We start from the raw sequence: 20,195 nt of genomic DNA, 5'->3' as shown, positions 1-20,195 counted from the left end.
ATGGATTTACGCTTTACAATAAACAAGGCGCTGTAGCGAGTATGATGCTCATTTTAGTGGGTGGTCGAAAGCGTACTCCTAGTGCCATCTTTCCAACCAAACAAACTCATCCCCAATTAGAAGCCATCATTGATAGCTATACCGCTTTATGGCTTCGGATCAAATCACACCTACACCCTTTAAAAAAATTAATAGAACAATTAAAAATTGCAAACAGATGATATTTTATAATCCACAACTTATTACCGATACCGATAGCGCTACGTTATTTTCCGTTCAAAATCCTACTGCATTCAATCAATGCGATGATCACTTTTCAGGGATTTATCTACACCTTTTTGACCTGATTGAAAAAGCCATAGCGGAAAAGGAAAACGTAGTAGGACTGATCGAAGACTACTTAGAGATTCCCTACTCGGGAGGTCAAAATGCCGAAGAGCTTACCTCTTTTATCTTCTATAGTGATCGTATGAATGATGCACTAGCTACCCTTCGTGGTCGTTGGGGGAGTTACGATCCTACCATAGAAGAAGACACCCTTACTAGCGCTTCAGATATTACAAAGAAAGAGGCGATACAGCGCTATAGTTACAAAACGCTGCGCAGTTATTTGGAGGCTTTAACCACTATTGAACTTGACTGATATGCAAGAGATCGCTTTAAAAGAAGTAGAAGAAACTACGGTAGACACAGATGCGCTTGTTAATTCAAAAAGCGCACTGATGCCTTATGTAGTGAAGTCAAATGCGCCGTATGTGATGGATACTTTAGTCCCTCGGAACTTAGCTTTTGAAACCCAAGTAGCTCTTAATCGAATTGTTCGGGACTATGGTAATATCGATCACTTAGTAAGAGATAGATTGCGCTACAACTCCTTGGAGGATCTTTGGAAAGCTTTTAGCGCCGAACAAGTAGACGCTATTGGACTGTATATAAAACAGTTTGATATGGGCAAAAGTCTGATTATCGCAGATGCTACAGGGATTGGTAAAGGCAGAGAGGCAGGTGGGGTGATCCGCCATGCGGTTATGGAAGGATATTTGCCTGTATTTTTCACTCAAAAGGTAAAGCTGTTTTCAGATATCTATAGAGATTTAAAAGCGATTGATCTTACAGATATTGATCCCCTTATTCTAAACACTGATAGTCAAGCAAAGATTAAAGACGCCGATGGCAGTGTGGTTTTTACCTCTCTTTCATCGTCTGAACAAAAAGAACTACTCACAAGCTCAGAGATTGTAGCGACAGATAGTTATAAAGCGATTGCCTATTACAAATCTATTGGCAGGGATTTACCTGATCCAGATAAATATCCCGAACTGACCATCACTCATGTGATCAATCAAGTGCCAGAGCAGTATGACATGATCTTTTCTACCTACTCACAATTACAATCGGCAGCACCTTATAAATATTTGTGGTTAAAGGCAATTTGTGAGCAAATAAGGTTAGGCACCTCAAGATTTAAAGGGGTGGTATTTGTGCTAGATGAATGTCATACCATTGGATCGCATGAGACAATCATCGGTAAGGCCATGTTATCGCTTTTATCCTTATCACACGCGTGCTGTTTCTTAAGTGCTACTTTTGCTAAATATCCAGAAGTGATGCCTATTTATGCAGGGTATACCGCTATTGCTGAAGCCAAATTGAGTAATGATGCTTTTGTGCGTTCTATGAAATCAGGCGGACTCGCCTTACAGGAGATCATTTCGCCAAATCTAGCGGAAATGGGACAGCTTATTTCTCGTCAACGCTCTAGTGAGGGAATAGAAACCTTCTATGAAGTATTAGATCACGAACCAGAGCGAAGTTTGCACCGAAAGCAAGTGGATCGGATCATTAAGATCATGCGCCGAATTGCTTCCTTTGAGAGTGAGTATTTAAACGGTCGTTTTGCTATGATCCATTCTCAGGCGAAAGCTATGGGGGATAAGACCAAACAGAAGCCTCGAAATTTGGGTGTCAAACAAAGCCCTTATTTCTCCAGAGTTTTTGGCATTGTCGATCAAATGCTCTTTGCATTAAAAGCCGAATCAGTAGCTAAAAAGACTCTTACATTATTAGAGCAAGACAAAAAGGTAGTTATTGCTTTTAAAAGTACAATGGGCGCTTTTTTAAATGACTTGCAGTTAAGTTCAGGCGATACGATTCCTAGAAAAAATTTAGATTTTGTTCATATTTTACAAAAAGGATTAGATAGTATTTTTTACTACAGCTATACCACCATTGATAATGAAAAAACGCGTGAGCGCATTCCTTTAGAAGACTTATCCGAAGAGGCGCAAATTGCGTATCAAACATTAAAAGAGGATATCAAAAAAGAGCGTTCAGGACTTACTATATCCCCTATAGATATTTTAATTGATGTTATCACAAAGACACAGAAAACCAATACGCTTGGAGGTCATAAGGGTACTCACTTTAGAGTTGGCGAAGTAACAGGACGTAAACAACGTCTTATTTTTGATGGGGATCAGGCTATTGTACAATCTTTCCGATCAGATTCTGAAAAGGCATTCCGCTTGTTTAATTCAGGGGAATATGATGTACTTCTGATTAATCAAAGCGGAAGTACGGGCGCTTCGGCTCACGCATCGAAGGATTTTAAGGACCAACGTAAACGAGCGCTACTGATGCACCAATTTGAACTAGACATTAACACGGTAGTGCAAATTTTAGGAAGAGTGAATCGTACAGGACAAGTGGTCTTACCCGAGTATTACTATGTTACATCAGATATTCCTATGGAAGCTCGTCTGATGACGATGCTAAAAGCCAAATTAAAAACCTTGGATGCCAATACCACAGGATCACAAAAAACCCGGGATGATACCCTAAAAAGTCCTGATTTTTTAAATAAATACGGAGATACCGTAGCCCATGCATGGATTAAAGAACATCCGGAACTCATGCCTGATTTAGGCTATCCAAATCATAGTAGAGTGAAAAGTGATAACGGATATGTAAGCTATGTTTTAAATCCAGAAAAGCATGGTGCTATTCGTCAATTAACAGGACGTGCGGGGTTACTGCTTGTTAAAGATCAGGAAAGCTTATATGATGAGTTACTCTCGCGGTATAAAGATCAAATTCAATTAGAAAAACAGCAAGGAACCTATGATTTAGAAGTGGAGTTTTTACAACTAGATGCCGAGGTGCAAAAGCGGTATTTGTTTCATAAAGGATCTGGAGGTCAAAGTGCTTTTGGGCGAGATACGGTGCGGGAAGAAACGATTGTCAATAACCTGAATCGTCCCTTTACTTTGCAACAACTAGAACTTCGTCTTTTAAAAGCATTAGCAGGAAAAACCGCAGAAACCGTACAAGCAGAACTTTTAGCAAAGATCGCAACAGAGTATCCCATAATGGTGGCTGAAAGAGAATCTTCAAAAAGAGAAAGTATCGATAAACTTTCAATTCAAATGAAAGCGTATGAGTCGCAAAAAGTAATTAGCGAAGAAGATGAAAAAGATGCTTTGCTGTTAAAGGATATTATCGATGATAAGCAAGAGCGTTTAGATACCTATATAAAACAATTAGCCGCAATTCGTAAACGTATCGAATCTCATATTGGATTTTGGCAAATTGGCGATGCAGTGAAAGTACCTACCTATCGTAACGGCTCAGAGGCTTCTTGGGGTGTTTTTTTAGGGGTTAGTATTGGTAAGAGCGCTAAAAATCCATACACCCTTGGAAACGTTCGATTAAACTTTGCGGTTACCGATAGTCGTAAAGCACTGAATGTCTCCTTAAATGAAGGTGTTGATAATGGATTTTTAAGTGATATTTTCAAAGAAAGTAAGGCTACTCCCATATCAGAAAGAGAACAACAAGAAGTACTTCCTTTGTGGAATGAGCGAATTAAAGAGGCTTCGGCTAAACGGGAACAACGTCATATTTTAACGGAGAACATCCTAGCTTCAGCCAGTCAAATCGATGGGAAAAACAGGCTCATAAAATACAATACCAAACAAGGCACTATTCAGAGCGGTATTTTAATCGCGCGGGATGTAGATACCTCTTTTTATAATCAAAGTAGGTATCCTATTAGTGAAGCTTTAGATAAAATCACTACCCTGGCTATTGGAGGGTATTTTAAAGCGAATGATGATAAAGTTCGGTTTGAGAAAAAAGGGGCTACTACTTTTGATGTATTTCTGGAAAAGAAAGAGTTTTATAAAGCCATCATCGATTCTGAATTACAAAAACTTCTAACCCCTAGAATGGGAGCTGACCCAAATGAATTACCCGATTTTGTTCAAAACGGGAATGAAATGACAGGGAGCGTATCGCTATCAAATCTGCGACTATTTTTAGATAAGCTAGACGGATATGGCGTTTTTTACTTAGATGCTACAAAAGAGGTCAAGGAGTTAAAACAAGAAAACGAAAAAGATTGGCGGTCTCGAACCGAGCGATCTAAGGAGCGGTTTGTATATGAATTAGGAACAGCTTATGGCAAATCAAGTCATCCAAGTGCAGGCTTTGAAAACTTCTTTGAAGGGGATAGTCGCTATCCATTAGGACGTGTGGTCTACAGCAGACGCCTTAGTGATAAAGAGCGGTATAATTTTACGCTTATCCCTGTTTTTAAAGACGCTATGGAATCCTACCGATTATGGAAAAGTGCGAGTAGCAACACCAAGATCATGACTGACTATTTAGCCCTTATCGACACCCTTAGGGATATCCCTTTATTTAAAGCTATAGAAACCCTAGGGTATTTTATTGTCAACCATCCCCATGAGAGTGGTAATGCAGAATTTGTCTTTGGTAGGTATAGCGCCTTAGAGCTTGGCAAAGCATCGTACAGTAATGAGTTTAGTGAAATTACACCACTTACTGAATTGGTTGCGAAACTGAATGTATATAAAGAATTAGAAGAAATACTATGATAACAAGTAAGCGATATAAGCAGTTAAAACTAGATATTCCCGAGATCGATCAGATTCCCAATTTTATGAAGATTTTGGATGATCTGATTTGGGGTAATAATGTCTTTTTAGTGGGATCTGCAGGAACAGGAAAAACCACGCTGGCAGAAAAAGTAAGTTATTCTCTTTTTGGTCGTCATGAGCGTGATAAAAAAGAGCTTCCCTACATCACGATTAATTGTAGTCAGTGGACTTCGCCTACCGAGATTAAAGGCGGACAAACCATGACGGGCTATAAAGAAGGGGGACTCATAGAGGCATGGCGAGATGGTAAAATTCTCATCCTAGATGAAATGCCCAAACTTGATGCTAATACCGCAAGTCTGCTTAATGATGCCTTAGCTAAAAGTGCAAGTGAAGAGGCGGTTATTTTTAATGGACTGAATGAGCCGATTGTAAAACACCCTGATTTTGGATGTATTGCTACAGGGAATACCACAGGTAAGGGCTTTAGTAAACATTATGTAGGCAATAGCAAGCAAGATGCCTCTCTTATTGACCGCTTTAGCGGGTGTATTTACCATGTGGGTTTTAATGAGCGTTTAGAAAAAGCCCTTATTTATCCCACCCTTGTAGCGCATTGTCAAGCCATTCGTTCAGCCATTTTACGCTATGAGGCAAAAGATGCTGGGGATGATGCTACTGAAGATATTATGACCCTTCGTACCATGCTGAACTTACAGCGTTCTTATGTTCTTGAAATGGTTCGCGAAATGGGTATCCCTGATGCTAATGATGATCGATTTAACAGATATGATAACGGAAAAACATTGCACGATGCCCTAAATAGTTATTTCTGGGTAATGAATAGCGAAAAAGCTAAAAAGATCAAGGCAGAGATTGGCTATGATGGATTTGTAAATACGTATAAATCCGCAGAGGCTAAAACAGAATTTTCAAAAGAATATGCTGCTCGTGTCTAAAGCCCCTATCATACATACTCATTCTTATAAGAAGCAGCGCTTTCAATACATCCCTTTTGCAAGTCCTACAGCGTATCATGATTTTGTGGAAAAACAATGCAAGTCGCTATTTATGGGCAATGCGCAAACACTAGAGGTGATTATTAAAAATGCGCAAACGCGTATTGTTAAGTCAAGTGATTGGTATGGAAATCCACCACCAAACACTTTAAGGGATTTACAAGAGCATCGCTATTTTGGGAAAATGGAGCTTTTGGATGTCATAGCCCCTAAAATCCAAAAAGAGCTTGATCGTTATACCGAGCTTGTGGAAGATGAATTATTAAAGCGCCCTCAATTAAGTGCCAACAGTAAAGGTTTAGGTGTGTTTTCATTTGATCGCGCGATGATGGGCTTGTATAAAATCCCCTTCACAAAAGGGAGTAGTGAGTTAGAGAGATTTCATCATCAACTTAAAATTGAACTAGGAAAAGACAAAGCCACTACGGTTAAAAACACCCATCTTTATTTTGAGAATACATCAGCATCCAAACCCACCCTGACTCTGACCCTATTAGCTGGAGCAAATGCCAATATACAAGGCGATGCTTTGTATTACGTGGGCATCGCGGTTGCTTTATTAACCGAGTATTTAGAGAGCTGTCATATAGGGGTTGCCATCGATGTACTATTAGGCACTTCTTTCGGAGTGCATACCATTGTATCTGCTATCAGGGTCAAACCTTTTGAAGAACCACTTGATATCAATCAACTTTTAGTGATGGGAAGTGACCCTCGTTATTTCAGGTTCAATGGCTTTAAAGGGATTATTGCTTTAGCTGATTATTGCGGACTGAATATCCCTAGTGGATTAGGGAAAATCGATGAGCGAATTACTGATGCCTATATGGATCATACCCCCGATGTACTATTATTTAATCAAAGCTATTCCATTGATAGTGCCGTAAGAGAAGTATCACGTATTCTGATGGAATACAGCTCATAATGGGCATTTTATACCATTCTCATTTCAAAAGGATATAACCAAATTATGAACATGAAAAATTTACAGAAAGACAGTATTAAAAAACTAATGGATCAGGCCGTTTTAATTAATCAGGGATGTAAAGAGTCATGCTTTGACTTTCAGATTATGACTTCAACGTTTCATAAAGATACGCTCATTCTTCGATGGGTAGAAGTAGATATTAGTGATGTAGAGCGCCCTGTTCAGTGCTACCGCTATCGCTGTTTTAATATAGATGGAAGCGCTCAAAACTGCTCTATTTATTACGCAAATCAAGTAGAAGCCAACGCCTTTTTTAAAAGTTTAATAGCCTATCCTACCCAAGAGTTTACTAATTATAAAAATAAGCGCTATGTATAGATTAAAAGATATAAAACCAAACGAGCTAAAGGATATTGCTATCAAGCACCAACAGGAAATTATACATCAAACAGGAAGCCCGTTAGTGCTTTCCCATGGATATGAACTTATAAAAAAGCATACCCAACATTTTACCATCGATGATCCCACGGCAAAACAAGCAGACAGCTTGCTATTTGAAATCCTAGAGAAGCATCGTAAACAGACTGTTAAAGAATCAGAAATTAAACAACCAGAGATCAAAGAAATTCCTCTTTTAAGTAAAGAGGCTATTCGGATTCGTGAAAACGAGCGTTTGCGAATATTAAAATTAGTAAAGCTGAAACTTAGCCTAAACTCAAAAAGCGCATAATTATGACACAGATAGCACAGATAGAAGCCCTTGATTTGACCAAAATCATCAACAAGGATATTAAAAATGAAATTCAAAAACTCACTGAGGAGTATAACACAGCAGAAGACAAAAAGGACTTTATAGAAGCCACCAAAGAAAGTGCGACACTCATTTTAGAAATGGTACAAGATGTATATCCAGAGGCTATAGCTGAAAAAGAAAAACCATGTGTGGAAGTGGTGGTTTCTTCAAAAGAAGTTGCTAAACCAACACAAGTAGCTGTCAAAAAAGAGGTCACTAAGCCAAAACAAACAACGCTTAAAAAAAAGGTAGTTAAGCAAAGGAAGGCACCATCATCTAAAAAGGAAAATTCTAAAACTGATACGCCTAAAAAGCAAGAGGTAAAGTCAAAACAAGTTAAAAAGAAGTCTACAAATAAAAAATCTAAACCTACGGGTTTACAAGGGAAACTACAAGCCCTACAAGAAGAAGTAGAGGAATGCCGAAAAAGAGGTGCGATACGTAAAAGCCCTAAAAAGAAAACCACCACCATCCCTAAGACGATGTATGAAAAGGTGTATAGCCACATCAATGCTATTGCGAATTTAGTGCCGGAGCGCTTTAGAGATGACAAGCAAAAAATAGCAGAGGTAAAAAGAATGAGTTTACATATTCATAAAAAAGTGGTCGGTGTTTTTCAGATGAACGAAACTCTGGCAGAAAAAGGAAAGGTCGCACTGAAACAGAAATTTAAAGACATTACTAAAAGAATAGAAGCAAATGACAACAAATAAAAAAATGCTCATTATCACAGGAGCTGGACTCGCCATTGGGCTTGCCGAAGCGCTTTTGTATTATAACCTTGGAAGGAATTCAGATACTAAGGAAGGTTTTCAGTTTGGAATTCCTAAAGGGGCAGAACTTGGCAAAACCCTCGGGATTGTTCTAGCCACTTCGCTAGCGACTGCATTATTATCCAATGGTGTTGAAAGCCTATTAAACAAACAACAATTACAAATTGTATAATCCCTTTTAAACTTATGAAAAAGATCACACATGAGCAGTACTTAGATAAGCACTCATTAGAAATAGCACACTTGCCTAGCGATATTCAAGATAAGATAGGTGTTTTTGGTAAAATGCTAGGATTAGAGAAAGACCTAGAAGGGCAAGATGCTCAAGAATTAGAACGTCAATTACAAGAATTAGACACTGAAATCCTATTGGATATCAAACAAGTTAAAAAGCTCCATAAGGAGCATAACGCTGATCAATCAATAGCAAAAGAAACAAGTCCAAAGCCTGATACGCAGAAAAAGAGTCAGTACGAAGACACCTTACAAGGGCTAATTGATCAAAAAAAGCATAAAAATATTTTGCGCTCTACTCTAAGAGAATTGGGTATTGCTTTGCCTCTCTCAAAGGTGACAATCATTGGAAAGTACTGTATTACAAGAACTTCCTTTTTGATATATCGATACAGTATATCAGTAATGACTACTTAGGTGTGTTTTTACTGACCATTTACTGACTACTTGAATGACGCATTACTAGGTAGCTAGGTGTTTAAGAATTAACCAAGTAGTAATTGCGCTTGATTTACCATCGGATATCATAATGATGTAGTTTGATACTATGAACGAGCAAAAGGACATATCGAAAGAGAATCTGACCATTTATGGTTTGCTTGATACGCGGGTACAAGAATTAGTTTCCAAATTTGGGATTACTAGAGCCATTGTGATGTTAGATGGTATAACATCTGGCAAAACGGTTTTAGATGATTCAGAAAAAGAAACGCTGATCATTAATTTTCTAACTGTTCGTGCTAAAAAGCACTTTGGTTTTTCAGGTGACGACTTTTTAGAATCTCAAGATCAAAATGCTAGAGATGCCCGTATGTGTTGTTATTATTTACTGATTAAACACGTAGATATGAACTATCAGACCATCGCTCATTATTACAGACAAAAAAGGAGAAACATACGCTATAATTATAAAAAACTTGAAGAAATAGTAGTGATTAAACCTTTTTACAAAGACTTCTTTAAGCGATTTGATGCACTGGAAGCTTCATTTATAACCTATTTATTAGAATTAAAAACAAAGTAATGGATGACGAATTAGAAAAAGAGATTCAAGAGGCACTTGATGATACAAATCAAGATCGCATTTTGGAGGTGCCGATTTCAGAGGCACAAAGTCCGCTGAATCAGGCGGTCAAAACAGGCGATATTGCTGATGTTTCTAAAAAAGGAACATCCGATAACGCTAGTTTTCGTAAAACTGCTGAAGATGCGCACGCTAATGAAAAAACGCAGCAAATCATAGCGGATGCTCCACAACAACATATTGGAGAAGAATCTAGTAATTCACAAGAAAAAGAGACCCCACAGGCGATCATATCTGATAAACAAGCCACTCAAACAGCAGAGGCGCTCTTGGGTATGGCTGATAACTTTTTAGCCGTTGGTGGGGGCTTTTTTGTTAAGATTACCAAGCACGAAGAGTTCTTTGAATTTGAGGAACTTGTTGAAGTGATTGATACCCAAAACGAAAAGAATATTAAACGTATTCGTTTGGATCAGGATGATAAAGCACTTCTAACCCCTTTGTTAGCGCAGGTAATAAAAAGCAAAACCAAGCAACTCACCCCTGAACAGCAACTCTTAGGAGCTATTATTTCAGTGATTGTCAAAAAAGCACAAACAGTCATGGAGGTGCGAAATGAAAACAAATCCCTCGAAGGACGCATCTTACAGATTGTACGTGAGGCGAAACTCCCAGAGGCTACAAATTCACAACAAGCGCAAGAGGAGCAAGAAGAAGCTACAACCGATACAGCGCAAGAAGAAGTTTTTGTAAAAGAGCAGGTTGTTGCCCCTCGTTATGATGAGCTAGAAAGTGATGAGCAGGCATTTCATAATACAGCTTATACTCCCACTAGTGTGATGGATGAAATGCACTTAGTCTATGAAGAGGTAAGTACTCCAGAGGTAAATCAAAAGCAAGGGATTACTTCTTCTAGTTCTAAGTCAAGCCAGAAAAAAAGGCAAGCGACAAAGACGAGCCTCCAAGATCAAGACGGGAATTTTCAAGACTCCGATGACACTTCCTAGCTGATATCTAAATAGTAACTGATCTACTTTTTTTAGGAAGTAGATAAGCGCCTCTTTTTTTAAAAAGAAGGGTATTCCATCTGCTTATAAAGTAGGATGGCAGGGATCACTCGTTCCTTTTAAAAAAAAATCACGTAAAAAAATAAAAAACCTATGGGCTATGAAGATAACCACTAAGCGCCAGCCGATGATCATGCTTGTTTGTGGCGAGACGGGTGTTGGAAAAACCTATCGGAATAAATTAGAGATCTATCAGTATATGCAACAGCATTTAGGGGTTGGTAAAAAGGGGCGAAAGGTATTAGCCTTTGATACCAATGATGATGATTATCCAGAATTTACGACGGTAGACCCTAATCATATCAAATCACTTTCCAAAATTCATGCACGGCGTATCCGTCCTTTTAATCCTGATGGCAGTCCGATGGACACTTCTCAAAAACGAGAGGTCATTGAAAAGATCATGAAGCATTATAAGAATGGGATGGTGGTCTTGGATGATATCGATCATTACATGGCAGGAGCAAAAGGTCAGAATATGATTGGCGCTTTATGTACGGTCAGACACAAAGGGATTGATGTATTACTTACTCATCAATCGGTTGCTAAAATCACAACCTCAGAATGGCAAAACTGTACGTGGCTACGCCTGCATCATCAAGTGGATGATGTGACTCGGTATCGGGATCGCATTCCCAAATACAATTTGGTGCGTATTGCTCAACTAATAGTAGATGAGCATTATGAGGTGTCATCAAGGGCTTTTTCTTTAGGGAAGTTATCTGAAAAGCGGTATCAAGTATTAAAGAGTTTTTTCGTGTATGTCAATATGCGGGAGCAACACATTATAGGATGCAGTAAAAAAAGCTACATCAAAGCGGTCAAACGCTTTATAGACCAGGAAGAATCTAAACAAATTCGCAGACTCCTTCAGGAGCGTGATTTTAGCGGGAAAGCGATTTATAAGGATCGAAATACCGTAATGATCCATCTTATTTCAGGCTATTTACGCCACTTTAAGGGAAATTAAAAGCCCCTTTTTATAGACTTTGGTCGTTTTGGAGGTATTCATAAAAACTATAAATGCCACTAAATAAGGTATTTACAATTTTTAAAAACTCTCGAATTGTCACTTTACTAAAGTCGCGCCAAGGAATTGAGAAAGTTTGATCTCAACTTGCACCCAAATACAAAAGATAGGTCATTTCATTTAAAAACAAGAATTAACATTTAAAAAAACACATTGATGGCACAAGAATCAAACATTGATATGAAAGCGGTTGCTTATATCGCAGGAGCTGGTATTGCAGGAGTATTATTAGGCGCTTTTTTGATAGCTCCTATGATGGCAAAAGCAAAGGCTAACAAATTAGAAAAAGAGAAAAAGCAAGCGGTCGTCGCTAAGAAGTAAAATGGCTTTTAAGCCTGTTTGCTAAAAATGCTATTTCTAAAAACAATTTTAAACTTTTAAAAAGACACTTATGAATCCATATAATGATGAATTAATGCGTTACGAAGAAGATGCCGAAGAGCGCTATGATGATTTTTACGAAGGCGAATTTGATGAAGATGAGTTTGACACAGGATTAGAGGGATATGATGATGAACAGGATCTATATGATGGGTATGATGATGAATATGATGATCCGTATCCTTATGAGGAGGATGGATATATTGAGGCTTTAGGAGGCTATGATGATTACACCAAACAGAGTATTGGACGTATCAACCCTAATGACCGTACATTAACCATTTCTGTAACCAATACCTCGGCAGCGCCTGCACAAGCCATTCTTTTTGGTGCTAATGCAGAAGAGGCGCAACCCAATGGTGTTACTGTGGTGGTTGAAGAATCTTCACACAAAGAAGTACGTGAAGAGAGTAAAGCCCACCCCTTTAAAATCGCGGGGATGAAATACTCTGTAAGTACTCCTATACAGTTTGATAATGTGCTTCGTATTCAAAGGCGAACTGCTTCGGGGACACAAACCAATCGGGTGTATCAACCGCGTAATGCGACCTCCCCTCAAAATTTCAACAACACCCTTATTGATGATGATAATTTTGAAATGGACGTAACGGGACAAGATGCGCTTCGCTTTACCATTAATGCCAATAGTTCTGCGGTATTTACCTTCACGGTTAAAGCCCGTGCAAATTTAGGAAACCTCTTGCGTGGTCAAAACGTGGCAGAACTCTCCCATGCACCAAGAACAACGGGACTTCCTCAATTAGATTTAGTACGACGTAAACGCCCTACCGCCTTAGGACTTCCTGCTAGAAGACGCCCGGCAAGAATGCGCCGTCGTAGACCTACACGCAGTGGTAGTAGAAGACGTTTTGCTAGAAGGACTAGACGTCCTAGCTCTCAACTTGTTCGTAGAAAACGTTAGCCCCCCCTAAACGCTTTCTATAACCCTAGTCAGTGTAGCGCACTTTTCGCGCTACACTGACTTATTTAAACTGTATCAATTATATGAGTACTACCCGATATACTGAATTGGGACAAAACCGTATCGATTACATTGTATATCACAATGTATTAGAAGCCCAAAAGCTTTTATACGATGAGGGTTTTGAATCTGTAGAAGACCCACAAGACCTTGTAGAGGCTATCAAAGAGCTTGTTCGTGAGAAAGGACGCTCGGTTATTGAAGCCCTTTTAAAAATACACCCTGATAAAAAAGCGATTCTCTCTATTGCAAGCCCTGTAGCGATATGTAATAGTTGCAAGGGCAAACTCACTGATACCAAAAAAGAAGGATGTGGTTCTTGCAAGAAAGCATCCGCTTTAAAAGAAGATAGTTTTATATCAGATTCCGATCAGACGAATCATAAAACTTCTTTATCGCTATTGATTGAAAAATATAACAATGCTTCTAATGATAGCGCACTTCAAAAAGAAATAGGAAAAGAAATTGAAACACAATTTAACGCCATGGGTTTTAATACACCCGAAAGGAGCGTAAAAGAAGAACCCTTAATAGAGACTTCTCATACCCTACTCACTAAAAGAGAGCTTGGCATTTATGCTAGCATCTTTGGTGCAGGTCTGTTTATGGGTTGGGTGTTTTCATATTCAAAAAACAGCTAAAGATGACACAACAGCAATATAACGAAGCCATTAATTTAATAGGGCATTTGATCCTTACCGCTAGTGGCACTCTCACTGAATTATTAGCCCATTATGGGGTGAGTTTTGAAACCCCGCCTACTAAGAGGCAATTGATAGATGCTACGGTGGAGCTTTTAAAGAACGATCCGAGCAATTTTACCGATGCGCTCTCTAAACTTGTAGATCGTCATATCGATGTGCAAGGCGATTCTATGTTATGGCTTCGTAAGGTTGGCTTTGATTTGCCTGATGCACAGGATGCATTTTTTGGTGGACTGATCAAAGGTGCGATAGGTGCTATTGGCGGGCTTTTAAAAAAGAAAAAAAGCAATAATAATAACAGTAATAATAGTGCCTCCTCATCCCAAGCCTTGCAAGCTAAACGAGATTTAGAATTACAAATCCAGCGGATGCAAGAACAGCAACGTCAACGAGAGGAACAATTACGTAGAGAACGAGAAGATCGCCTGCGAAGAGAGCGAGAAGAAAAAGCTAAGAAACGCTCACAAACCATGCTTATGGTAGGTGGCGCGGTGGTTTTAGTCAGTCTTATTGGAGTAGTCGTATTTATGTCTCGCTCACGAGCAGCTACCTATAACCCTGCAATACAACAGAAACTATGATCCCTATCTATAAAGAAGATTATCATGAGGCAGAAGAGCTGGCGATGTATGACGATTTTAATCCTTATGGACTGCCCATGCGACCGATAAGCTTTCATCGGGGTATTGCACGATCTTATCCACTTAAAAAAAGACCTAGTAGTAGACGGGGAATCGCTCGCCCCTATTCAAGATCAAGAGGACAAATAAAGGGTAAGGCAAGAGCGCAAATACTACTGCCTAGAGATAAAGTAATACCACTCAGAAAGCCAAGGCAAAGACCCTTAGAGGAATTACCATTAATAAAAGTGCTGCCTGCTGATAAAAACACGTTAGCCGATAAAAAGAAGGAGCTACCAATACAAAGAGTTCCTGCAAGAAGAGTTACCAAAGACAAAATTAAAGCTCTTAAAGAAGAAGTCGCTCAAAAAGAAGCTGAATCTAAAGCGCCTAAACAAAAAAAGATTTCAAAAAAGAAAATACTCATCGTGGCGCTAGTAATTACCGCAACCACCGCGGTAGGGTATGTACTGTGGAAAAGGCAACATAAAAATACACTATGAACACACAAGCAAATTCAATAGAGATAGAAGTTCAAGCCCAAGAGCAAGGACAATTAGATGCAGGATTTCTATTTGCATCTTTTAAAAATACAGGAGATAGTCAGGCGGTAGTTAATGGCGTGATCTTACCTTCTGGAGAAGCTAAGGGGTATCCCTTTGTAGGCAAAGCCTATAATGCGATCCCCTACGATACTCAAAATAGCACTTTACTCATCTTACAAATTCTGTAACTAATGATAGCGGACTATATAGAAGAAGACTACCAAGAAGATGCTTTTTTTGGTAATAAGAAAAAACGAAAGGCACGTCGTAAAGCTCGCAAAGCGCGTCGTGCAATTCGCAAGACAAGCCCTAGGATACTTGCTCGAAAGGCACGTCAAAAAGTATTCGCAAAAAAAATAGGCAATGTCTATCGCGATCTAGGCGGAGCCAGTGCTATCGGACAAGCGGTAGATACCTTATTAAACCCAATACAGATAGACTCTCAAGAGGTTCCTAGTGATTTTGAATTAGGACTTTTATCACAAGAGGAGCAAGATGACGCTCCCACTGAAAAACAGGGCATCCCTGTGCTGTTTTTCGTCTTAGGCGGTGTTTTGGTGGTAGGTGTCATTGGAGTTGTTATTTATAAAAAGAGACAATCACAGTAAATGAAGTATGATTATTCCAATTCCAACAAATAAGAATCGATTTGTGATCCATTTGCGGATCAAAGCACACCGAGCTATGGAGTTAGGGATTCAAGCCTATGACCCAAGATACCCGCATACCTATTACTTGCGTCGAAAAGCTCGTTTTTATAAAGCCGCACAAGAGCGTGAATTTGAACTTAAATTTCCAGTGTCTTCAAAGCGATTAGAGCTATTTCTTTTTGATAAAAATGCATTTGATGATCAGAATTTTTCAGTGACCTCTTTTGTAGTGAAGCAGATGGAACCTGCTCCTGTTTGGGCATCAGAATCACAGCATCGATTTTTAAAGTTTGCTATTGAGTTTGCTCAAAAAGCGGGACATACCCCAACAGGGTATTACGATAGTCCAAACGGGGAGTTTCTATTTCATTATGTGGCTTCCATTACCGATCCTTTGGGCAAAGAACTGATTACCCCAGCGAGAACCCATCGGTTAATGCCACGCGTTCAGATATCAAAACGACTCTTTTTAGGCTTTAGCATTCCCATACGAGTAGCGATCCTAGCCCATGAGGGTTGTCATTGGTTTTTAAATACCCGAAGTCAAACGACTGCTGATTTATGTGGGATTAAGCAATATTTAGATTACGGTTTTCCCAAAATAGAAGCGGTCTATGCGATGACACAAATATTTGGAAGCTACCCCGATCTTATTGGACAGGCGCAGTTAAAACGTACCCGTGATGTGATGGATTTTATACAGGCCTATATCCAAGAGAAACAAACGATCAGTTAATTACATATAAAACAAAAAGTAACCATGGCATATTCCTTAGACATGCAAAAGAGATACAGAGATTTTTACAAAAATCTTACAAAAGAGTTTCAGTCTGTTCAATTTGTTATTTGTAATTCGACCGATACTTCTCAAAGAGTGCGTTTATGGGGGGCAAATAGCGAATTGTCGCTGAGCACCACCGATAAATTTACCAATCGTTTTAACGATACTCAAACCATTGCTGTTGGGAGTTATCCGCAAGGGATGGTCTATAACCCTGCCAATGATTTATTTTATGTGGTCAATCAACTCTCTGATGATGTGAGCGTATTTAATAGCGAAGGAGTGGTCTTGCATACCATAACCCTTGCTAGCATTCCCTTTACCATCTCTTATTCTCCTATTGCTATAACGGTACACACCAGAGCAGATAGTCCAAATTATGGAGAGGTCTATGTGCTGAGTTCCATTCGAGATAGCATAAGTGTTATTGAATTGGATTTTACCATTAGCGAGGAATTATCGGTTATCAAACGCCCTACTGGCTTTGTCTATAACCCTATCGATGATTCGCTTTATGTGATTGGAATTACAGAAGCCAATATGTTTGTGATCGATACCCCCACTAGAGTGGTAGAACAGCGATCTATTGAGGGTATTCCTTTAAGCATTGGACTTGATAGCTATACAGGAAATGTATATATCTATATTCCTCTTTCACGAGAGGTATTCATTTATGATACTGCACATAATCGTGTAGGACTTATAGATCAAATAACAAAGCATATTACCTCATGGGCATATTATCCTTTAGCAAAACACATCTATGGTATCCTTGCAGACGACGCTTCTTTACTTGCTATTGATACCATATCATTTGTAGCTAGTCAAATTCCCTTAGAAGGTGTAGGCGGTAGTATCGCTTATAGCGAATCGGAAGGACTTTTATATATCGGGGAGACCACCAATAATCAGGTGTTGAGATTAAATGCAGATAATGAGTTTATCACTCCTTACCCTATAGCAGATTTTGAAACGGGTATTGCGATCCATCCCACTAGCGGTTTGGTAGCTGTTTCAAAAGCAACGCTCAATAGTGTAACCCTTGGGCGGGTTACTAATCAAGAGGTAAGTATTAAAGAAGGTTATGATGAGTATCGTCAGGAGTTTCAATTTAATCCAGCACAAGTAAAACATTTAAAAATCATTAGTAGTGATCGGCTTATGAATACTTTGGAACTCGAAGATATTTCAGTCAGTGGGAAAAGTGATCGTCGGTTTATCAGTATTGGAAATTACAATAGCCCTCAAAACTTTTTAAACGTAGCAGAGGTCTTTGAAATCGAAGGAACTGTGATCGATGGATTACACCGATGGTATTTTACCATTCCAGCTCAAACCACCATCACATTACTTATCTATTACACTAAACTAGATTGGTTTGATGTTTTGGAAAATGAACTAGAAAAGCGCTAAGACTAGCACTAAAGAGTACAAACACTTTAACTCCCTTAAACAAATGAATACACTGATAACTATTGCGCTGAGTCAATATGGAACTACTGAAAAAGTAGGAAGGTTACATAATCCGATCATTGTTAATTATTTCAAAGAGATCGGATCAACGTGGGTCAAGGATGATGAGACTGCTTGGTGCAGTGCCTTTGCAAATTGGGTGGCATTAAAAGCCCGTAAAAAGGCAAGTGGAAAACTCAATGCACGCTCTTGGCTTAGTGTAGGCAACAAAGTAACAAAACCCTCTGTAGGAGATGTGGTGGTGTTTTGGCGTGAGGCTAAAACCTCATGGAAAGGACACGTTGGCTTTTTTATCGGCTATTCCGAAGATCGAACAAAAATCTATTGTCTAGGTGGAAATCAAAATAATCAGGTCAATATCAAAGCCTATCCCGCTTATCGATTGCTTGGCTTTAGAAGACTTTAGCTCAGATGAATCCTATGTTAAAATAGACAACAAACACTTGAAAAAAATCATGGAAACACTTAATTATTTAGTTATTCAATCTACCGATACCTCAGAGGCTACAAACCTTAGTAGACAAGATATTATTGAATATCACACGCGCCCTACCTCTAGTGGTGGACTTGGATTTAATAGACCAGGATTTGACTATCTGGTCTTACAAGATGGAACACTAGAAACTTTGGTCAAAGAGAATAGTCCTACGGATGTGGATTTGTGGGGAATCTCAGGTGGGCGACATCCCATATTGGGAAAGGTAAAGCACATTGGCTATGTCGGTGGACGCACCCTAAAAGAAGCGTTTTGGAAGGATACACGTACTGATGCGCAAACCAAAACCTTAGAAGCTATTGTGCGATTTTACACCCTTCGATTTCCTAGCGTGGTGGTGGTAGGCTTTGATGATCCTACTCGCACCGAGGAATCTAAAAACCCTGCTTTTGATGTACAGGCGTGGTTGGAATCCCTTGGAATACCAACCCATAATCAATATCAAAGAATACCTCTAGTGAGAACTCTTTAATTCATACGATACTCAATAAAAAATGCCTAAAGCTTTAACTGTAAATACCTACTCCTTTGTGATCCCTGAAAAGGATGATCCGTGCGATTTATGGATCAGCTACTTTGATGCCTTGAAAAAAGCGGTAGGAAGCGCTCATGCCAAAACCTTATGGCTCATTACTTGGAAAAGTAATGGTGCTGTGAGTTGTACCACACGTCCTGCCTTTACCACTTGGATGGACAAACAAGGGCTAGATGTATCCAATATCGCAACTCGCACGATCTCTGATCTCTCTGAAATTCAAGGCAACCTTTTTGGACTTGGAAAGAATCTAACTAAAGCTATAGCCATAGGCATTCCAATACTTTTAATCGCTCTTATTATAGGAATTCTTGTTATTGGAAAAAAAGCAGTGGATAGTACAGATGTAGAGGATTTAAAAATGCTGACCCCCATTGGAAGAGCAAGTAAATTACTACCCAAATGAGACTTGTAAAAACACATAAAATAACCTTAGCAAGCGCACTAGGAATTATAGTGATCACTATAGGCTTTGTGAGTGTAAGGGCTAAGAAAAGAGATACGCGATATGCCCAATTCTTAGAAGCGATCTCAAGAGTATTAGCCAATACAGAAGGAGGACTTGATGCAAGTCATGCTTTTGATTTACAATATAAAAATAAGGTGCTACAAAGCGTATCTCAAACAGTGATTACCCTGAAAACACAAACCGCTATAGGGTATGCATATCAAATCTATAGTGCTTTAACACCTTGGTATCTAAATGACGATGAAGAAAAAATCTATGGTGTTTTTAGAAGCCTTAAAGATAAAGTGCAAGTATCGCAACTTGTTTTCGCATATCAAGAGGAGTACGGGAGCAACTTAATTGATGTATTAAAAGATCGTTTAAGTACTTCTGAAATTAAAATTATTATGGGGATTGTAGCAAAGCTACCGCCTTATAGAACCTTATAAAAAATAACAGATGAAATTATCAAAAACGACATGGTGGATGATTGGTGGCAGTGTTTTGGCTGTTTCTGGTATTGGATTGTATCTACTACTTTCTAAGAAAAAGAAAAAGAATTCCCAAAGTGAAATTGCAACAACGGCAGATGGGATATTCCCAAAACAAAGCACCCCACAATCTGTCACTCAAAAAGCAAAGGTTAAAGAAGAGCCGAATTGGAACAAGCCTTTTAATTACGGATATATCGATGATGTAAAAGCTTGGGTAGCCCCTAGAACTATTAAGGAATTACCAAGAGCCAAAGCAGTAGAATTAGCCAAAGTCTTGAAAGATGCAAAAGGTACTTTTAACGATGACGAAAAAGCCG

General features: G+C 39.0%; 26 protein-coding genes and 1 pseudogene. All 27 read left to right on the top strand.

Annotated features, from left to right (window positions below; genetic code table 11):
• Positions 1 to 221: hypothetical protein (locus ACFO3O_RS22200; protein ID WP_379983011.1), on the top strand; the 221-nt coding region annotated here is incomplete at its 5' end.
• Positions 218 to 643: a hypothetical protein gene (locus tag ACFO3O_RS22195; protein ID WP_379983009.1), complete on the top strand. Its 426-nt coding sequence runs from the start codon at positions 218 to 220 to the stop codon at positions 641 to 643. The genes ACFO3O_RS22200 and ACFO3O_RS22195, both read left to right, overlap by 4 nt.
• A gap of 1 nt (position 644) precedes the next feature.
• Positions 645 to 4,898: a strawberry notch C-terminal domain-containing protein gene (locus ACFO3O_RS22190; protein WP_379983013.1), complete on the top strand. Its 4,254-nt coding sequence runs from the start codon at positions 645 to 647 to the stop codon at positions 4,896 to 4,898.
• Entirely contained in the window at positions 4,895 to 5,860 is a 966-nt protein-coding gene (locus tag ACFO3O_RS22185) for an AAA family ATPase (protein ID WP_379983007.1), read from the top strand. The genes ACFO3O_RS22190 and ACFO3O_RS22185 overlap by 4 nt, the downstream gene beginning before the upstream one ends.
• Positions 5,844 to 6,845 carry a hypothetical protein gene (locus tag ACFO3O_RS22180; protein ID WP_379983005.1) on the top strand — a complete coding sequence of 334 codons (1,002 nt, stop codon included), beginning with the start codon at positions 5,844 to 5,846 and terminating at the stop codon, positions 6,843 to 6,845. Before ACFO3O_RS22185 ends, ACFO3O_RS22180 begins: the two co-directional genes overlap by 17 nt.
• A 51-nt stretch (positions 6,846 to 6,896) precedes the next feature.
• Positions 6,897 to 7,226: a hypothetical protein gene (locus ACFO3O_RS22175; protein WP_379983003.1), complete on the top strand. Its 330-nt coding sequence runs from the start codon at positions 6,897 to 6,899 to the stop codon at positions 7,224 to 7,226.
• Positions 7,219 to 7,578 (top strand): hypothetical protein, encoded by a 360-nt coding sequence (locus ACFO3O_RS22170; protein WP_379983001.1) that lies wholly within the window; start codon positions 7,219 to 7,221, stop codon positions 7,576 to 7,578. The genes ACFO3O_RS22175 and ACFO3O_RS22170 overlap by 8 nt, the downstream gene beginning before the upstream one ends.
• A 2-nt stretch (positions 7,579 to 7,580) precedes the next feature.
• Positions 7,581 to 8,354, top strand: coding sequence for a hypothetical protein (locus tag ACFO3O_RS22165; RefSeq protein ID WP_379982999.1), 774 nt, complete (start codon positions 7,581 to 7,583; stop codon positions 8,352 to 8,354).
• On the top strand, positions 8,341 to 8,586 hold the full coding sequence (locus tag ACFO3O_RS22160) for a hypothetical protein (RefSeq protein WP_299213692.1): 246 nt from the start codon (positions 8,341 to 8,343) through the stop codon (positions 8,584 to 8,586). Before ACFO3O_RS22165 ends, ACFO3O_RS22160 begins: the two co-directional genes overlap by 14 nt.
• 14 nt (positions 8,587 to 8,600) lie before the next feature.
• Positions 8,601 to 9,065 carry a hypothetical protein gene (locus ACFO3O_RS22155; protein ID WP_379982997.1) on the top strand — a complete coding sequence of 155 codons (465 nt, stop codon included), beginning with the start codon at positions 8,601 to 8,603 and terminating at the stop codon, positions 9,063 to 9,065.
• Between the two features lie 130 nt (positions 9,066 to 9,195).
• Positions 9,196 to 9,672 (top strand): hypothetical protein, encoded by a 477-nt coding sequence (locus ACFO3O_RS22150; RefSeq protein WP_299213696.1) that lies wholly within the window; start codon positions 9,196 to 9,198, stop codon positions 9,670 to 9,672.
• Positions 9,672 to 10,679: a hypothetical protein gene (locus ACFO3O_RS22145; RefSeq protein ID WP_379982995.1), complete on the top strand. Its 1,008-nt coding sequence runs from the start codon at positions 9,672 to 9,674 to the stop codon at positions 10,677 to 10,679. Before ACFO3O_RS22150 ends, ACFO3O_RS22145 begins: the two co-directional genes overlap by 1 nt.
• A 160-nt stretch (positions 10,680 to 10,839) precedes the next feature.
• Positions 10,840 to 11,709, top strand: a complete 870-nt coding sequence (locus ACFO3O_RS22140) for a hypothetical protein (protein ID WP_379982993.1) — start codon at positions 10,840 to 10,842, stop codon at positions 11,707 to 11,709.
• A gap of 216 nt (positions 11,710 to 11,925) precedes the next feature.
• Positions 11,926 to 12,090 (top strand): hypothetical protein, encoded by a 165-nt coding sequence (locus ACFO3O_RS22135; RefSeq protein ID WP_379982991.1) that lies wholly within the window; start codon positions 11,926 to 11,928, stop codon positions 12,088 to 12,090.
• Between the two features lie 70 nt (positions 12,091 to 12,160).
• On the top strand, positions 12,161 to 13,072 hold the full coding sequence (locus ACFO3O_RS22130) for a hypothetical protein (protein WP_379982989.1): 912 nt from the start codon (positions 12,161 to 12,163) through the stop codon (positions 13,070 to 13,072).
• Positions 13,073 to 13,155: 83 nt separating this feature from the next.
• On the top strand, positions 13,156 to 13,773 hold the full coding sequence (locus ACFO3O_RS22125) for a hypothetical protein (protein ID WP_379982987.1): 618 nt from the start codon (positions 13,156 to 13,158) through the stop codon (positions 13,771 to 13,773).
• A gap of 2 nt (positions 13,774 to 13,775) precedes the next feature.
• Positions 13,776 to 14,417: a hypothetical protein gene (locus ACFO3O_RS22120; RefSeq protein ID WP_379982985.1), complete on the top strand. Its 642-nt coding sequence runs from the start codon at positions 13,776 to 13,778 to the stop codon at positions 14,415 to 14,417.
• Positions 14,414 to 14,959, top strand: a complete 546-nt coding sequence (locus ACFO3O_RS22115; protein ID WP_379982983.1) for a hypothetical protein — start codon at positions 14,414 to 14,416, stop codon at positions 14,957 to 14,959. Before ACFO3O_RS22120 ends, ACFO3O_RS22115 begins: the two co-directional genes overlap by 4 nt.
• Positions 14,956 to 15,189, top strand: a complete 234-nt coding sequence (locus tag ACFO3O_RS22110) for a hypothetical protein (RefSeq protein WP_379982981.1) — start codon at positions 14,956 to 14,958, stop codon at positions 15,187 to 15,189. Before ACFO3O_RS22115 ends, ACFO3O_RS22110 begins: the two co-directional genes overlap by 4 nt.
• 3 nt (positions 15,190 to 15,192) lie before the next feature.
• On the top strand, positions 15,193 to 15,609 hold the full coding sequence (locus tag ACFO3O_RS22105) for a hypothetical protein (protein WP_379982979.1): 417 nt from the start codon (positions 15,193 to 15,195) through the stop codon (positions 15,607 to 15,609).
• Between the two features lie 7 nt (positions 15,610 to 15,616).
• Entirely contained in the window at positions 15,617 to 16,387 is a 771-nt protein-coding gene (locus ACFO3O_RS22100) for a hypothetical protein (protein ID WP_379982977.1), read from the top strand.
• Positions 16,388 to 16,411: 24 nt separating this feature from the next.
• Complete coding sequence (locus ACFO3O_RS22095; protein ID WP_379982975.1) at positions 16,412 to 17,845, top strand: hypothetical protein; 1,434 nt, start codon at positions 16,412 to 16,414, stop codon at positions 17,843 to 17,845.
• 43 nt (positions 17,846 to 17,888) lie between these two features.
• The gene (locus ACFO3O_RS22090; protein WP_379982973.1) at positions 17,889 to 18,311 is read left to right on the top strand and encodes a TIGR02594 family protein; all 423 of its coding nucleotides are present in this window, start codon (positions 17,889 to 17,891) and stop codon (positions 18,309 to 18,311) included.
• Between the two features lie 49 nt (positions 18,312 to 18,360).
• The gene (locus ACFO3O_RS22085; RefSeq protein WP_379982971.1) at positions 18,361 to 18,873 is read left to right on the top strand and encodes an N-acetylmuramoyl-L-alanine amidase; all 513 of its coding nucleotides are present in this window, start codon (positions 18,361 to 18,363) and stop codon (positions 18,871 to 18,873) included.
• 22 nt (positions 18,874 to 18,895) lie between these two features.
• The gene (locus tag ACFO3O_RS22080) at positions 18,896 to 19,342 is read left to right on the top strand and encodes a hypothetical protein (protein WP_379982969.1); all 447 of its coding nucleotides are present in this window, start codon (positions 18,896 to 18,898) and stop codon (positions 19,340 to 19,342) included.
• Positions 19,339 to 19,833, top strand: coding sequence for a hypothetical protein (locus tag ACFO3O_RS22075; RefSeq protein ID WP_379982967.1), 495 nt, complete (start codon positions 19,339 to 19,341; stop codon positions 19,831 to 19,833). Before ACFO3O_RS22080 ends, ACFO3O_RS22075 begins: the two co-directional genes overlap by 4 nt.
• A gap of 10 nt (positions 19,834 to 19,843) precedes the next feature.
• A pseudogene (locus ACFO3O_RS22070) lies at positions 19,844 to 20,195 on the top strand (hypothetical protein); the annotation flags it as partial.

Source organism: Dokdonia ponticola (genome assembly GCF_042653865.1).
GTDB lineage: Bacteria > Bacteroidota > Bacteroidia > Flavobacteriales > Flavobacteriaceae > Dokdonia > Dokdonia ponticola.
The sequence above is the reverse complement of the archived record's forward strand: the minus strand, read 5'-3'. Positions and strand labels throughout refer to the sequence as shown.

What these genes read in the sequence shown, in the direction of transcription:
- ACFO3O_RS22195 (WP_379983009.1), top strand. Translation starts at nt 218, where the DNA reads ATGATATTTTATAATCCACAACTTATTACCGATACCGATAGCGCTACG.
- ACFO3O_RS22185 (WP_379983007.1), top strand. Translation starts at nt 4,895, where the DNA reads ATGATAACAAGTAAGCGATATAAGCAGTTAAAACTAGATATTCCCGAG.
- ACFO3O_RS22150 (WP_299213696.1), top strand. Translation starts at nt 9,196, where the DNA reads ATGAACGAGCAAAAGGACATATCGAAAGAGAATCTGACCATTTATGGT.
- ACFO3O_RS22120 (WP_379982985.1), top strand. Translation starts at nt 13,776, where the DNA reads ATGACACAACAGCAATATAACGAAGCCATTAATTTAATAGGGCATTTG.
- ACFO3O_RS22110 (WP_379982981.1), top strand. Translation starts at nt 14,956, where the DNA reads ATGAACACACAAGCAAATTCAATAGAGATAGAAGTTCAAGCCCAAGAG.
- ACFO3O_RS22115 (WP_379982983.1), top strand. Translation starts at nt 14,414, where the DNA reads ATGATCCCTATCTATAAAGAAGATTATCATGAGGCAGAAGAGCTGGCG.
- ACFO3O_RS22085 (WP_379982971.1), top strand. Translation starts at nt 18,361, where the DNA reads ATGGAAACACTTAATTATTTAGTTATTCAATCTACCGATACCTCAGAG.
- ACFO3O_RS22190 (WP_379983013.1), top strand. Translation starts at nt 645, where the DNA reads ATGCAAGAGATCGCTTTAAAAGAAGTAGAAGAAACTACGGTAGACACA.
- ACFO3O_RS22175 (WP_379983003.1), top strand. Translation starts at nt 6,897, where the DNA reads ATGAAAAATTTACAGAAAGACAGTATTAAAAAACTAATGGATCAGGCC.
- ACFO3O_RS22090 (WP_379982973.1), top strand. Translation starts at nt 17,889, where the DNA reads ATGAATACACTGATAACTATTGCGCTGAGTCAATATGGAACTACTGAA.
- ACFO3O_RS22145 (WP_379982995.1), top strand. Translation starts at nt 9,672, where the DNA reads ATGGATGACGAATTAGAAAAAGAGATTCAAGAGGCACTTGATGATACA.
- ACFO3O_RS22155 (WP_379982997.1), top strand. Translation starts at nt 8,601, where the DNA reads ATGAAAAAGATCACACATGAGCAGTACTTAGATAAGCACTCATTAGAA.
- ACFO3O_RS22165 (WP_379982999.1), top strand. Translation starts at nt 7,581, where the DNA reads ATGACACAGATAGCACAGATAGAAGCCCTTGATTTGACCAAAATCATC.
- ACFO3O_RS22160 (WP_299213692.1), top strand. Translation starts at nt 8,341, where the DNA reads ATGACAACAAATAAAAAAATGCTCATTATCACAGGAGCTGGACTCGCC.
- ACFO3O_RS22100 (WP_379982977.1), top strand. Translation starts at nt 15,617, where the DNA reads ATGATTATTCCAATTCCAACAAATAAGAATCGATTTGTGATCCATTTG.
- ACFO3O_RS22140 (WP_379982993.1), top strand. Translation starts at nt 10,840, where the DNA reads ATGAAGATAACCACTAAGCGCCAGCCGATGATCATGCTTGTTTGTGGC.
- ACFO3O_RS22180 (WP_379983005.1), top strand. Translation starts at nt 5,844, where the DNA reads ATGCTGCTCGTGTCTAAAGCCCCTATCATACATACTCATTCTTATAAG.
- ACFO3O_RS22170 (WP_379983001.1), top strand. Translation starts at nt 7,219, where the DNA reads ATGTATAGATTAAAAGATATAAAACCAAACGAGCTAAAGGATATTGCT.
- ACFO3O_RS22130 (WP_379982989.1), top strand. Translation starts at nt 12,161, where the DNA reads ATGAATCCATATAATGATGAATTAATGCGTTACGAAGAAGATGCCGAA.
- ACFO3O_RS22105 (WP_379982979.1), top strand. Translation starts at nt 15,193, where the DNA reads ATGATAGCGGACTATATAGAAGAAGACTACCAAGAAGATGCTTTTTTT.
- ACFO3O_RS22075 (WP_379982967.1), top strand. Translation starts at nt 19,339, where the DNA reads ATGAGACTTGTAAAAACACATAAAATAACCTTAGCAAGCGCACTAGGA.
- ACFO3O_RS22095 (WP_379982975.1), top strand. Translation starts at nt 16,412, where the DNA reads ATGGCATATTCCTTAGACATGCAAAAGAGATACAGAGATTTTTACAAA.
- ACFO3O_RS22080 (WP_379982969.1), top strand. Translation starts at nt 18,896, where the DNA reads ATGCCTAAAGCTTTAACTGTAAATACCTACTCCTTTGTGATCCCTGAA.
- ACFO3O_RS22125 (WP_379982987.1), top strand. Translation starts at nt 13,156, where the DNA reads ATGAGTACTACCCGATATACTGAATTGGGACAAAACCGTATCGATTAC.
- ACFO3O_RS22135 (WP_379982991.1), top strand. Translation starts at nt 11,926, where the DNA reads ATGGCACAAGAATCAAACATTGATATGAAAGCGGTTGCTTATATCGCA.